Origin of the sequence: Streptomyces sp. NPDC059166, assembly GCF_042755185.1 — a bacterium.
Classification (GTDB): domain Bacteria; phylum Actinomycetota; class Actinomycetes; order Streptomycetales; family Streptomycetaceae; genus Streptomyces.
Genome location: NZ_JBHZCI010000022.1, coordinates 54,582 through 67,994, shown reverse-complemented (window position 1 = coordinate 67,994; position 13,413 = coordinate 54,582). Strand labels below are relative to the sequence as shown.

The window sequence follows — 13,413 nt, the reverse complement described above, 5'->3', positions numbered from 1 at the left end:
GGGAGTAGAGGGACCCCGGGGATCACACCGGCCTCGTCCGTTCTGCCCCTGTCGGGGCGCTTTCGGGCCGCCGGCCGTTGCCGGATCGTTCCCGGCCGGTCCCCGGTAGTCCGGGGCGACCCCGTACCCTTGGGTTTTGTGTTCCGTAGCCGTTCCAAGGAAGAGAAGGCCCCCACCGGCAAGGTGACGGCGGACCTCTCCAAGCAGCCCCGCGACCCTCAGGCTCCCAAGGGTCGCCCCACCCCCAAGCGCAGCGACGCCCAGACGCAGCGCCGTCGAGCCTCGAGCGGTGCGCCGCTCGACCGCAAGGAGGCAGCCAAGCGCCAGCGTGAAGCGCGCCGGGCGGACATGGCCCGCCAGCGCGAGGCTCTCGCCTCGGGCGACGAGCGCTACCTCCCGGTCCGTGACAAGGGGCCCGTGCGGCGCTTCGTCCGTGACTTCGTGGACTCGCGCTTCTGCATCGCGGAGTACTTCCTGCCGCTCGCGGTGATCATCCTGATCCTCAGCGTGATTCAGGTGCAGAACATCCAGAACATCTCGCTACTGCTCTGGCTCGGCGTCATCGTGCTGATCGTCGTGGACTCGATCGGTCTCGGCTTCCGTCTGAAGAAGCAGCTGGCGCAGCGCTTCCCCGACACCCCGAAGCGCGGCGCGGTGGCCTACGGCCTGATGCGCACGCTCCAGATGCGTCGTCTGCGTCTCCCGAAGCCGCAGGTCAAGCGGGGAGAACGGCCCTGAGCCAGGAGACCTCCGGTTTCACGGGGGTTTCCTCCAGCTGGCTGGCCGGCCTCGGCGGGCTGCGCAACACGGTCCGCCAGGAACTCGTCGCCCGTCAGCTGGACGAGCAGATAGCCGCCCGCTTCCCGGTGGGCAGGCGGCTGAGGATCCTCGACGTGGGCATGGGCCAGGGCACACAGGCGCTCCGGCTGGCGCGGGCCGGTCACACCGTGACCGGTCTGGAGTCCGACGCCGAGATGCTGCTGAGCGCCCGCGAGGCCCTCGCGGGCGAACCGGAGGGTATCCGGGAGCGCGTGCGGCTCATCGAGGGCGACGGGCGCGAGACGGGGGTGCACTTCCTTCCCGGAAGTTTCGACGTCGTCCTCTGCCACGGCGTGCTGATGTACGTCCCCGAGCCGGATCCGCTGCTGGCCGGGCTGGCCCGGATGCTGGCGCCCGGCGGGCTGCTCTCCCTGCTCGTGCGGAACGCGGACGCCCTGGCGATGCGGCCGGGGACGGCGGGCGACTTCGGCGCGGCCCTGGCGGCGTTCGACACGGACACGTACACCAACCGGCTCGGCCTCGACGTCCGGGCCGACCGGCTCGTGGCACTGCGGGCCACCCTCGCCGGGATCGCCGCCCCGCTCCACGCCTGGTACGGCGTGCGCGTCTTCACCGACAACGTGCCCAACGAGGCGGAGCTCCCGGGCCCCGAGGAGCTGGAGCGGATCTTCGCCGTCGAGGACCGGGCGGGGCGCACCGATCCGTACCGGGGCGTCGCGGCTCTGCTCCACCTGTGCGGTGTGCGCGGCTGACCGCCCCGCGTGGGTACGCCTGATCGGCCCAGCTCCACGGGCCGGTGGGTCCGGCCGGTGGCGATACTCCTCAGATGGACGCAAAGCCCTCCCCGCGCCGGGTACGCCGCCCCCTCCTCCCCTTCGCCGCTCTCTGTGCGGCCGCCCTCGTCGCCGGCTGCGCCGGGCCGGGCCCCGAACCTGACACCGAGTCCTCGCAGCAGGCGGTGGTGTCGCGTGCGACGGACGAGCTCGAGGACCGGTACCAGGCCGTCATCAAGGACGTGCTGCCCTCCGTGGTGCAGATCGCCGCCGGGGACGGTCTCGGCTCGGGCATCGTCTACGACGACAAGGGCCACATCGTCACCAACGCCCATGTGGTCGGCGACGAGAAGTCGTTCGACGTCAGCGTCGCGACGGGCGAAAAGGACCTCAAGGCCTCGCTGGTGGCGGCCTATCCGGAGCAGGACCTGGCGGTCGTCAGGCTCGACGACGTGCCGGACGGGCTGCGGGCCGCTGAGTTCGGGGACACCGACGAGGTGGAGGTGGGGCAGATCGTCCTGGCCATGGGGTCACCTCTCGGCCTGTCCAGCAGCGTCACCCAGGGCATCGTCTCCGCCGTGGGCCGCACCGTCAGCGAGAGCCGCTCGGGCGGCGGCACCGGGGCGACGCTCGCCGACATGGTGCAGACCTCGGCGGCCATCAACCCGGGCAACAGCGGCGGCGCGCTGGTGAACCTCGACAGCGAGGTCATCGGCATCCCCACCCTCGCCGCGACCGACCCCCAGCTGGGCGACAGCGCGGCGCCCGGGATCGGCTTCGCCATCCCGGTCTCGATGGTGCGGACGGTCGCCGACCAGATCATCAAGTCCGGCAAGGTCACCGACTCCGGCAGGGCCGCGCTCAACATCACCGGCCGGACGGTGGTCGACGACAGCTACAAGCCCGCCGGCGTCGCGATCGTGAGCGTCGAGAAGGGGGGCGGGGCGGCCGACGCGGGCCTGCGCGTCGGGGACGTCATCACCCGGGTCGGCGACGACAGGATCACGACCATCACCTCGCTCTCGGAGGCACTGGCGGGCGACGAGCCCGGTCAGAAGGTCGAGGTGACGTACACCCGGGGCGGATCGCGGAAGTCGGCCGAGGTCACCCTGGGCGAGATCTGACGGCAGCCGGGGCCATGCCCCGGTGGGCGGGATCCGGGGACCGCCGGGAGCACCGCCCGGTCGCCCGCCCGGACTCCCGGGCGGGCGCGGAGGGCCTCAGTCGGCCTGGAGGCTCATCGGGCCGTAGATCTTCGTCGCGTCCTCGAAGAGCGTCACCTGGTCGGCGCCCCCTTCGAGGAGTTCCTTCCAGAACTCGCCGATCCAGGACTCCGCGTCCCCCTGGGTCGTGAACTCCTCCGGCTGCAGCGCCGGCTCCGTCTCCGTACCGTCGGACTTCTCGAACCGCCACGTCCACGCCATGTCCGCCTCCTGGGTCGCGTTGCTCCCCGAAGCCTAGTGGGTGTCCCGGGCGCGCAGGTGGTTCATGGACACGGGAGGATCGGGGCGTGGAACTGACACTGCTCGGCACCGGAGCCCCCGACGGGCTGCCGCGGCCCGAATGCCCCTGCGCCGCCTGCGCGGCCGCCCGCGGTACGGGTGCGCGTGCGGCGACCGCGCTGCTCGTGGACGACGCGCTGCTGCTGGACCTCACCCCCGGCGCGGTGTTCGCCGCCGCCCGGGCGGGACGCTCGCTGTCCGGCGTGCGGCAGGTGCTGCTCACCCATCCGCACGACGGCCCCGCTGTGGAGGTCCCCGACTCGCTCCCGCCGGCGGGCCGCGTACCGGACGGGCAGGAGCTGACGCTGATCAGCGGGCACCGGGTCCGGGCCGTCGCCATGGACGCCCCCGGCACCGGCTACGAGGTGACCTCGCCGGAGGGCGAGCGCCTGCTCTATCTGCCGCCCGGGGCGTCCCCCGCAGGTCTGTCGGAACCGGTCCCCGAGCCGTACGACATGGTCGTCTGCGATGTGACCGGGCGGCCCGACGCCGTGGCGCGGCTGCGGGCGGTGGGGGCCGTCCTGCCGGCCACGGAGGTCGTCGCCGTCCACCTGGACCACGACGCCCCGCCCGGGGCCGAGCTGGACCGGAGGCTCGCGGCGGCCGGGGCGCGAGCCGTGCCCGACGGGACGACGCTGCCGGTGGGCACCTTCCACGCGGTGCCCGAGGTGCCGCGCCGCACCCTGGTGACGGGCGGCGCGCGGTCGGGGAAGTCGGTGGAGGCCGAACGCCGCCTGGAGACCTTCCCCGAGGTGGTGTACGTCGCGACGGGCGGCCGCCGCTCGGGCGACGCGGAGTGGGAGGCGAGGATCGGGCTCCACCGGGACCGCAGGCCGGCCGCGTGGCGCACCGAGGAGACCTGCGAGCTGGCCGTCCTGCTGGAGCAGGACGGCCCGCCGCTGCTGATCGACTGCCTCTCCCTCTGGCTGACGGACGCGATGGACCGCGTCGGCGCCTGGGACGACTCCCGCTGGGCGGACGGCGGCCGGGAGAGGCTCCGCGACCGGGTCGCCGAACTGGTCCGGGCGGTGCGCGGGACACGCCGTACGGTCGTCGCCGTGACCAACGAGGCGGGCTCGGGCGTGGTGCCCGCGACGGCCGCCGGAAGGCGCTTCCGGGACGAACTGGGCCGCCTGAACTCGGCGTTCGCCGACGAGTGCGAGCAGGTGCTGCTGGTGGTGGCGGGGCGGGCGCTGGTGCTGCGGGGGTGAGGCGGACGGGGTGCGCGCGGCCGGGGATGCCCGAGGAGGCGCCGGGTACTGTTCCGCACAGGAGCCCCGGGCGGGCTCCGTCCCACCCAGCGCCGACCCGCGAGGCAGAACCCCGTGAACCTGGACGACTTCTCCGATCTGATCGAACGCCCCGACGGGGGCGTCCGGCGCGACGCCGAGGAACGCCGCGAGCGGCTCGCCGTTCCCGCCGGCGCGCTCGGCCGTCTCGACGATCTGGGCGAGTGGCTCTCGGCCGCCCAGCAGTCGGTCCCGGTGAAGGCGGTCGAGCAGCCGCGCCTGCTGCTGTTCGCCGGTGACCACGGGGTCGCGGAGCTGGAGGTCTCCGGCCGGGCGGCGGGCACCGCTCACGAGCTGGTCCGGGCGGTGCTGGACGGGTCGAGCCCGGTGGCCGTGCTGGCCCGCAGGTTCTCCGTACCGGTGCGGATCGTGGACGCGGGGCTGGACTGCGACCCGGAGCTGCTGCCGGACGCGGTCGTCCGCCACCGGGTGAGGCGCGGCTCCGGCAGGATCGACGTCGAGGACGCGCTGACCGCCGAGGAGGCCGAACAGGCCGTGCGGCTCGGGATGCGCGTCGCCGACGAGGAGGCCGACTCGGGCACCGATCTGGTGGTGCTGGGCGATCTGAGCGTCGGTGGCACGACCGCGGCGGCGACCCTGATCGCCGCTCTGTGCGGCACGGACGCCTCGGTGGTGACGGGGCGTGGCGGCGCGGGGATCGACGACCTGGCCTGGATGCGCAAGTGCGCGGCGGTGCGGGACGCGCTGCGGCGGGCCCGGCCGGTCCTCGGCGACCAGCTGGAGCTGCTGGCCGCCGTCGGAGGGGCGGATCTGGCGGCGATGACCGGATTCCTCCTGCAGAGCGCGTTGCGGCGGATGCCCGTGGTCCTGGACGGTGTGGTGTCGGCGGCCTGCGCGCTGGTGGCCCAGCGGGCGGCGTTCCGGGCTCCGGACTGGTGGCTGGCGGGGCAGCTCAGCGGCGAGCCCGCGCAGGCGAAGGCGCTGGACCGGATGGCTCTGACGCCCCTGCTGGACCACGGGGTGACGGTGGGCGAGGGCAGCGGCGCCCTGCTGGCGCTGCCGCTCGTCCAGGCCGCGGCGGCGCTGGCGGCGGAGCTGCCGGAGCGCGTACGGGAGGACGAGGCGGACGCCACCGCGGAGGCCGACGCGGGGACGGAAGCCGCGGGGACGACGGCCTGACCCTCAGGAACCGTCACGGCGTGGCCCGGGCAGGGCGGTCCGGTCCGGGGCCCCGCCGATCAGGTCCTGGAAACGCCGTCGCGGGCCGGCCCAGCGCACGTCGTGGTGATACGCCCTCAGCACGGCCCGGGCGCGGGCCCGGTGGCGCCGGGGGTAGAAGCGTCTGGCCCACGGTGAGGCGGGGCGGGCCAGCCGGAGCGCCCCGATCAGCGCCACGAAGGGGAGCAGGGTGCCGATGACCGCCATCCGGGCCTTCCCCTTGAACAGGGACACCAGCACCAGGGCGAAGTTGAGGACGTAGGTCAGCACCACTCCCAGCCTGTTCTGCTGCTGCTCCCCGGACAGTTCGTCCACGCCGAGCGGCGAGAATCCGGCGAGCACCAGCAGGACGAGCGAGGCGGTGAGCACGACGACCTCCACGCTCTGCCGGCCCTCCTCGGTCCAGTAGACGTCGTCGAGGTGGAGGATCAGGGCGAACTCGTCGAGGACGAGACCGGCTCCGATGCCGAAGACCACGGCGAGGATCCCGGCGGCCGCTCCGTGCCGCCCGCTCGCGACCGCGCCGAACCCGCCGACCACCGTCAGCACCACGCCGGGCACCACGTGGTGGACGTGCACACCGCCGGGCGTGACGTTGCGGAAGGGCCCCTTGCCCGCCCTGATCAGTCTGGTGATCATCCGGGTGATCGCGAAGGTCAGCACGAAGGCGGCCAGGGCCAGGAGCAGGGGCAGTTTGCCCGGCTCGACGACGTTCTGCTGCAGCCAGTGACCCATTCCACCTCCGTCCGGGGACCCGTACGGGTCGCTTTGAGTCACTTTGCCCAACCCGGCGCCTCTCCGCACCGGCTAGCGTGCGCGCGGTGACCTTCCTCGACAGCCACGGCGTGCGTTTCGCCTTCGGCACCCTGACCGCGCTCCCCGTCCGCGTCTCCCGCTGGGACCGGGACGCCGCGCGCGCCGGCATGCTCTGCGCTCCCCTCGCCGGACTCGTCGTGGGACTGCTCGCGGCCGCTTCGGGGGTGCTGCTCCTGCTCGGGGGCGCGGGCCCGCTGCTCCCGGCGGTCGCCGCGGTGGCCCTCCCCGCGGCTCTCACCAGGGGGCTGCACCTGGACGGGCTCGCGGACACCGCGGACGGGCTCGGCAGCGCCCGACCCGCCGAGGACGCGCTGCGGATCATGAAGCAGTCGGACATCGGCCCGTTCGGGGTGGTCACGCTGGTGTTCGTACTGCTGGCCCAGGTGGCGGCGCTCTTCGAGCTGTACGGACGCGGCTGGGCCGAGGGGGCCCTGGGCACGGTCGTCGCAGCGGTCACGGCCCGCCTCGCGCTCACCCTGGCCTCCCGGCGCGGCGTGCCGCCGGCCCGGCCGGAGGGTCTCGGCGCGGCGGTGGCGGGCTCCGTCCCGGGGCCGGCCGCGCTCGCGGCCGCCTGCGCGACCGCCCTCTGCTGCGCGGCGGCCGGGGCGCTCACGGGCGGCGGCGGGACCGCCGGCCACGTCGCGCTCGCGGTCCTGGCCGGTGCGGGAGGCGCCGAACTGATGCTCCGCCACTGCGTGCGCCGCTTCGGCGGGGTGACGGGGGATGTGTTCGGAGCACTGGAGGAGACCGCCGCGACGACGGCCCTCCTGGTCCTCTCGCTGGGCTGATGCGACCGGACGGCCCCGCCCCCGTGAGCCGGGCGCAAGGGCACGCGTAGGCTCATTCCCGGCACATCGCGGAGGCGTCCGTGATACGCCGGGCGCGGTCGGCCACCCCTCGGCCAGCACAGACCGGGACCACAACTCAACGGAAGCGAGATTTCACCACCGTGACTGCTCTCACTCTCAGCACCTCAGGTGCGGCGACGCTGCGCGCCGACGCACTCGTCGTCGGCGTCGCCAAGGGCGACGGCTCCACCCCTGGGGACCTGGTCGTCGCACCGGGCGCGGAGGCCGTGGACAAGGCGTTCGACGGGAAGCTCGCCACCGTCCTCGAGACCCTGGGCGCCTCCGGTGCCGAGGGCGAGGTGACCAAGCTCCCCGCCCCGTCCGGGCTCAAGGCGCCGGTCGTCCTCGCGGTCGGGCTGGGCAAGGTGCCGGCCAAGGACGAGGCCTACGACGCCGAGGCGCTCCGCCGTGCCGCGGGCAGCGCCGCCCGTGCGCTGAAGGGCACGAAGAAGGCAGGCTTCGCACTGCCGACGGAGTCCGCCGAGGACGCCGGGGCCATCGCCGAGGGCGCCCTGCTGGGCGCGTACGCCTTCACCGCCTACCAGGGCGGCGAGGACAAGCTCGCCCCGGCCAGGTCCGCGAAGGGCGCCAAGGGCGCGAAGCTACCGCTCGGCGAGGTGGCCCTGCTCGGCGCCAAGCCGCGCGACAAGGCCTTCAAGGCCGCCGCGGAGCGCGCCGTCGCGGTCGCCGAGGAGATCAACCGGGCCCGCGACCTGATCAACACCCCGCCGAACGACCTGTACCCCGAGTCCTTCGCCGCCGTGGCCACCGCCGCGGGCAAGGAGCACGGCATCAAGGTGCAGGTGCTGGACGAGAAGGCGCTCGTCAAGGGCGGCTACGGCGGTCTGCTCGGTGTCGGCCAGGGCTCCACGCACGGCCCCCGGCTGGTCAAGCTGTCCTACACCCACCCGAAGGCGGAGAAGACGCTCGCCCTGGTCGGCAAGGGCATCACCTACGACTCGGGCGGCATCTCCCTCAAGCCGGCCGGGCACAACGAGACGATGAAGTGCGACATGAGCGGCGCCGCCGCCGTGTTCGCCGCCGTCGTCTCGGCCTCGCGCCTCGGCCTGAGGGTCAACGTCACCGGCTGGCTGGCGCTGGCCGAGAACATGCCGTCCGGCAACGCCACCCGCCCCGGTGACGTGCTGCGCATGTACAGCGGAAAGACCGTCGAGGTCCTCAACACCGACGCCGAGGGCCGGCTGGTCCTGGCCGACGCGCTGACCCGCGCCTCCGAGGAGAAGCCCGACGCGATCGTCGACGTGGCGACGCTGACCGGCGCGATGGTCCTCGCGCTGGGCAACCGCACCTTCGGTGTGATGGCCAACGACGACGCCTTCCGCACCTCGATCCACGAGATCGCCACCGAGGTCGGCGAGGCCTCCTGGCCGATGCCGCTCCCGGCCGACCTGCGCAAGGGCATGGACTCCCCCACCGCCGACATCGCCAACATGGGCGAGCGGATGGGCGGCGGCCTGGTGGCCGGACTGTTCCTGAAGGAGTTCGTGGGCGAGGGCATCGCCTGGGCGCACCTGGACATCGCGGGCCCCGCGTTCCACGAGGGAGCGCCGTACGGCTACACCCCCAAGGGCGGCACCGGGTCCGCCGTGCGCACGCTGGTGCGGCTGGCGGAGCGCACCGCCGCCGGCGACCTCGGCTGATTCCCGCGCGGGCACCTCGCACGGACCACGCGTGAGCTCTGTCGCAGAACGGACGGCCCCGGGCATGTACCCGGGGCCGTCGGTGTTCCACCGATCGGCCCCGACCTGGAAGTATCCCGACATCCACACATATCGGTAACCCGCTCGGCCCGGTACTCGCCGGGGCCGGAGCAGGGGCCCGCGTCCCGTCCGCCCTCAACAAGTGCGAAGATGGGTTCTCGGCAGGACAGGGCCCCCACCACAGGGCCGAATAACGCAAGCGGCCGAACACCAGCCGACCGGCCGGTCACACCCCAGCGACGGGGCCCGGCGTACGGCGCACATGCATGGAGGACGTGACGTGGCGAACGACGCCAGCACCGTTTTCGACCTAGTGATCCTCGGCGGTGGCAGTGGCGGTTACGCCGCGGCCCTGCGCGGAGCTCAGCTGGGCCTGGACGTCGCACTGATCGAGAAGGGCAAGGTCGGCGGCACCTGCCTGCACAACGGCTGCATCCCCACGAAGGCGCTGCTGCACGCCGGCGAGATCGCCGACCAGGCCCGCGAGGCCGAGCAGTTCGGCGTGAAGGCCACCTTCGAGGGCATCGACATGGCGGCCGTCCACAAGTACAAGGACGACGTGATCTCGGGCCTCTACAAGGGTCTGCAGGGTCTCGTCGCCTCGCGCAAGGTGCACTACATCGAGGGTGAGGGCCGTCTCTCGTCGCCCACCTCGGTGGACGTGAACGGCCAGCGCGTCCAGGGCCGCCACGTGCTGCTCGCGACCGGCTCCGTGCCGAAGTCGCTGCCCGGCCTGGAGATCGACGGCAACCGCATCATCTCGTCGGACCACGCGCTGAAGCTGGACCGTGTGCCGAAGTCGGCGATCGTCCTCGGCGGCGGCGTCATCGGTGTCGAGTTCGCCTCGGCGTGGAAGTCCTTCGGCACCGACGTCACGATCGTCGAGGGCCTGAAGCACCTGGTCCCGGTCGAGGACGAGAACAGCTCCAAGCTTCTTGAGCGCGCGTTCCGCAAGCGCGGCATCAAGTTCAACCTCGGCACCTTCTTCGACAAGGCCGAGTACACGCAGGACGGCGTCAAGGTCACCCTCGCCGACGGCAAGACCTTCGAGGCGGAGGTGCTGCTGGTCGCGATCGGCCGCGGCCCGGTCTCGCAGGGTCTGGGCTACGAGGAGGCGGGTGTCGCGATGGACCGCGGCTACGTCCTCGTCGACGAGTACATGCAGACCAACGTCCCGACGGTCTCGGCCGTCGGTGACCTCGTGCCGACCCTCCAGCTCGCCCACGTCGGCTTCGCCGAGGGCATCCTGGTCGCCGAGCGCCTCGCGGGCCTCAAGACCGTGCCGGTCGACTACGACGGCGTGCCGAAGGTGACGTACTGCCACCCCGAGGTCGCCTCCGTCGGCATCACCGAGGCCAAGGCCAAGGAGATCTACGGCGCGGACAAGGTCGTGGCCCTCAAGTACAACCTCGCGGGCAACGGCAAGAGCAAGATCCTGAAGACCGCGGGCGAGATCAAGCTCGTCCAGGTCAAGGACGGTGCCGTGGTCGGCGTCCACATGGTCGGTGACCGTATGGGCGAGCAGGTCGGCGAAGCCCAGCTGATCTACAACTGGGAGGCGCTGCCGGCCGAGGTCGCGCAGCTCATCCACGCCCACCCGACGCAGAACGAGGCGATGGGCGAAGCCCACCTGGCCCTGGCGGGCAAGCCTCTCCACTCCCACGACTGATCCAGTCCCGGGGACGACCGACCACTTCCGCACTTTCGTAAGGAGCAACCGAAACCATGTCGGTTTCCGTAACCCTTCCGGCGCTCGGCGAGAGCGTCACCGAGGGCACCGTCACCCGCTGGCTGAAGGCCGAGGGCGAGCACGTCGAGGCCGATGAGCCGCTGCTCGAGGTCTCGACCGACAAGGTCGACACCGAGATCCCCGCGCCCGCCTCCGGCGTGCTCGCGTCCATCAAGGTCGCCGAGGACGAGACCGTCGAGGTCGGCGCCGAGCTGGCCGTCATCGACGACGGCTCGGGCGCACCTGCCGCCGAGGCCCCCGCCGCCGAGCCCGAGGCCGCCCCGGCCGAGGAGACCCCGGCACCCGCCGCCGAGGCCCCGGCCGCCGAGGCTCCCGCCGCCGCTCCGGCCGGTGGCGCGTCCGGCACGGACGTGACCCTCCCGGCGCTCGGTGAGAGCGTCACCGAGGGCACCGTCACCCGTTGGCTGAAGGAGGTCGGCGAGGAGGTCGCGGAGGACGAGCCCCTGCTCGAGGTCTCCACGGACAAGGTCGACACCGAGATCCCCGCCCCGGTCGCCGGCGTTCTGCTGGAGATCGTCGTGGGTGAGGACGAGACCGCCGAGGTCGGCGCCAAGCTGGCCGTCATCGGCGCACCGGGTGCCGCCCCCGCCGCGGCTCCGGCGCAGCCCGCCGCCCCCGCCCAGGAGGCTCCCAAGCAGGAAGCTCCCAAGCAGGAAGCTCCCAAGCAGGAGGCCCCCGCGGCTCCGGCCCCGGCCCCCGCGGCTCCGGCCGCTCCCGCCCCGGCGCCCGCCGCTCCGGCGCCCGCCGCTCCGGCTCAGGCTCCGGCCGCTCCGGCCGCGTCCGCCTCGGACGACGGCGCGTACGTCACGCCGCTGGTCCGTAAGCTCGCCGCCGAGAACGGCGTCGACCTGGGCTCGGTCAAGGGCACCGGTGTCGGTGGCCGCATCCGCAAGCAGGACGTCGTCGCCGCCGCGGAGGCCGCCAAGGCCGCGGCTGCCGCTCCGGCTCCGGCCGCCGCCGCTCCCGCGGCCAAGGCCGCGCCGAAGGTCGAGGCGTCCCCGCTGCGCGGTCAGACGGTCAAGATGACCCGCATGCGCAAGGTCATCGGCGACAACATGATGAAGGCGCTGCACTCGCAGGCCCAGCTGACCTCGGTCCTCGAGGTCGACATCACCAAGCTGATGAAGCTGCGCAACCAGGCGAAGGACTCCTTCGCCGCCCGTGAGGGCGTCAAGCTGTCCCCGATGCCGTTCTTCGTGAAGGCGGCGGCCCAGGCGCTGAAGGCCCACCCGGTCATCAACGCCCGGATCAACGAGGACGAGGGCACCATCACGTACTTCGACTCGGAGAACATCGGCATCGCCGTGGACGCCGAGAAGGGTCTGATGACCCCGGTCATCAAGGGTGCGGGCGACCTGAACATCGCCGGCATCGCGAAGAAGACCGCGGAGCTGGCCGGCAAGGCCCGCGGCGGCGGCCTCACCCCGGACGACATGTCGGGTGCCACCTTCACGGTCAGCAACACCGGTTCGCGCGGCGCGCTGTTCGACACGGTCATCGTGCCTCCGAACCAGGCCGCGATCCTGGGCATCGGCGCGACGGTCAAGCGCCCGGCGGTCATCGAGACCGCCGAGGGCACCGTCATCGGTATCCGCGACATGACCTACCTCTCGCTCTCCTACGACCACCGTCTGGTGGACGGCGCGGACGCCGCCCGTTACCTGACCACGGTCAAGGCGATCCTCGAGGCGGGCGAGTTCGAGGTCGAGCTCGGCCTCTGAGCCGGCCGGCTGTAACCAGCCTCACCAGCGGCGCCCCCGTCCGGAACTCCTCCGGGCGGGGGCGCCGCCGTATTGTCTAGTGCTGTGACCACCGGTCATCCCTGGCCGCCGTGTCGGCGCAAGGCACCGGTTCGCCGGTTCGCCCCCGAAGGAGCCCCCCATGACCCCGCCCGTCATCCACTCGCTGCGCGAACAGATCCGCGAGCACATCGTGGAAGGGATAGTCAGCGGGCGCTGGAAGCCGGGCGAACGGATCGTCGAGCGGCGTATCGCCACCGAACTCGAGGTCAGCCAGACACCCGTGCGCGAGGCGCTGCGGGAGCTGGAGACGCTGCGGCTGATCGAGTCCGCGCCGAACAAGGGGGTCCGGGTACGCAACCTCACCGCCGCCGACCTGGAGGAGAGCTACCCCGTGCGGGCCGGTCTGGAGCAGATCGCGGCGGAGCTGGCGGCTCCGGGGCTCGCCGAGGACTGTTCGGCCCTCACCCCTCACGTGGCCGCGCTGTACGAGGCCGACCGGCTGGCGGACGGCGAGGCGCAGGTGCGGCACACGGTGGCCTTCCACCGGGAGATGGTCAGGGCCGCCGGGAACGCCGTCCTGCTGCACACCTGGGAGGGGCTCGGGATCGAGGTCTTCACGGCGCTCTCGATCCGCTGGCTGGGCACCGTGCAGAAGTCGTACGCCGAGGAGCACGAAGCACTCATCGAGGCGTTCCAGCGACGGGACCCGCGGATCGCCGTGCTGGTGAAGGAACACGTCCTCGGGTGCGCCCCCCGGGCCTGACCCACCGGCGACGACCCACCCGCGACCGGTGCACATCTGCGTCCCTCCATGCCCACCCGTGCACCCCGGAGCCCGTTTCGCCCGTTTGATCCCGTCACTGCGTGCCCCGTTCTGCGGCACCGCATGCCACTTTTCTTCATATCGAGAAGTTTTGGCCTTCACCCTTTGATCGATCATCGATCGGCGACTTACAGTTCTGTTCGCGGGCCCACCGGCCCGATCGCCCTGTCCTGCCAGTCAGGGCCTTCTC

General features: G+C 72.7%; 12 protein-coding genes. 10 read left to right on the top strand and 2 right to left on the bottom strand.

Going from position 1 to position 13,413, the window contains the following annotated elements:
* The first annotated feature begins 138 nt into the window (after window positions 1–138).
* The 3 genes from ACFXOA_RS18320 to ACFXOA_RS18310 all read left to right on the top strand — a co-directional run bounded on the left by ACFXOA_RS18320 (window position 139) and on the right by ACFXOA_RS18310 (window position 2,677).
* Window positions 139–738 (top strand): DUF3043 domain-containing protein, encoded by a 600-nt coding sequence (locus ACFXOA_RS18320; RefSeq protein WP_385028988.1) that lies wholly within the window; start codon window positions 139–141, stop codon window positions 736–738.
* Window positions 739–797: 59 nt separating this feature from the next.
* Window positions 798–1,532 (top strand): class I SAM-dependent methyltransferase, encoded by a 735-nt coding sequence (locus ACFXOA_RS18315; protein ID WP_385029148.1) that lies wholly within the window; start codon window positions 798–800, stop codon window positions 1,530–1,532.
* 74 nt (window positions 1,533–1,606) lie between these two features.
* Window positions 1,607–2,677 carry a S1C family serine protease gene (locus tag ACFXOA_RS18310; protein WP_385028985.1) on the top strand — a complete coding sequence of 357 codons (1,071 nt, stop codon included), beginning with the start codon at window positions 1,607–1,609 and terminating at the stop codon, window positions 2,675–2,677.
* A gap of 96 nt (window positions 2,678–2,773) precedes the next feature.
* Here ACFXOA_RS18310 and ACFXOA_RS18305 read toward each other — a convergent pair whose 3' ends face one another.
* Window positions 2,774–2,977 carry a hypothetical protein gene (locus ACFXOA_RS18305; RefSeq protein ID WP_099176312.1) on the bottom strand — a complete coding sequence of 68 codons (204 nt, stop codon included), beginning with the start codon at window positions 2,975–2,977 and terminating at the stop codon, window positions 2,774–2,776.
* Window positions 2,978–3,063: 86 nt separating this feature from the next.
* On the opposite strand from ACFXOA_RS18305, the gene ACFXOA_RS18300 reads away from it, so the two are divergent.
* Together ACFXOA_RS18300 and cobT are read left to right on the top strand one after the other, a co-directional pair.
* Window positions 3,064–4,266: a bifunctional adenosylcobinamide kinase/adenosylcobinamide-phosphate guanylyltransferase gene (locus ACFXOA_RS18300; RefSeq protein WP_385028982.1), complete on the top strand. Its 1,203-nt coding sequence runs from the start codon at window positions 3,064–3,066 to the stop codon at window positions 4,264–4,266.
* Between the two features lie 114 nt (window positions 4,267–4,380).
* Complete coding sequence (gene cobT / locus ACFXOA_RS18295; RefSeq protein ID WP_385028979.1) at window positions 4,381–5,484, top strand: nicotinate-nucleotide--dimethylbenzimidazole phosphoribosyltransferase; 1,104 nt, start codon at window positions 4,381–4,383, stop codon at window positions 5,482–5,484.
* Between the two features lie 3 nt (window positions 5,485–5,487).
* Here cobT and ACFXOA_RS18290 read toward each other — a convergent pair whose 3' ends face one another.
* On the bottom strand, window positions 5,488–6,258 hold the full coding sequence (locus ACFXOA_RS18290) for a hypothetical protein (protein WP_385028976.1): 771 nt from the start codon (window positions 6,256–6,258) through the stop codon (window positions 5,488–5,490).
* An 86-nt stretch (window positions 6,259–6,344) separates the two neighbouring features.
* On the opposite strand from ACFXOA_RS18290, the gene ACFXOA_RS18285 reads away from it, so the two are divergent.
* The 5 genes from ACFXOA_RS18285 (at window position 6,345) to ACFXOA_RS18265 (ending at window position 13,163) form a co-directional block, all read left to right on the top strand.
* Entirely contained in the window at window positions 6,345–7,127 is a 783-nt protein-coding gene (locus ACFXOA_RS18285; RefSeq protein WP_385028974.1) for an adenosylcobinamide-GDP ribazoletransferase, read from the top strand.
* Window positions 7,128–7,288: 161 nt separating this feature from the next.
* Entirely contained in the window at window positions 7,289–8,848 is a 1,560-nt protein-coding gene (locus tag ACFXOA_RS18280) for a leucyl aminopeptidase (RefSeq protein ID WP_385028971.1), read from the top strand.
* A 340-nt stretch (window positions 8,849–9,188) separates the two neighbouring features.
* Window positions 9,189–10,577: a dihydrolipoyl dehydrogenase gene (gene lpdA, locus ACFXOA_RS18275; RefSeq protein ID WP_385028968.1), complete on the top strand. Its 1,389-nt coding sequence runs from the start codon at window positions 9,189–9,191 to the stop codon at window positions 10,575–10,577.
* A gap of 56 nt (window positions 10,578–10,633) precedes the next feature.
* Window positions 10,634–12,379: a 2-oxoglutarate dehydrogenase, E2 component, dihydrolipoamide succinyltransferase gene (sucB, locus tag ACFXOA_RS18270; RefSeq protein WP_385028966.1), complete on the top strand. Its 1,746-nt coding sequence runs from the start codon at window positions 10,634–10,636 to the stop codon at window positions 12,377–12,379.
* Between the two features lie 160 nt (window positions 12,380–12,539).
* On the top strand, window positions 12,540–13,163 hold the full coding sequence (locus ACFXOA_RS18265) for a GntR family transcriptional regulator (protein WP_385028964.1): 624 nt from the start codon (window positions 12,540–12,542) through the stop codon (window positions 13,161–13,163).
* Window positions 13,164–13,413 lie beyond the last annotated feature (250 nt).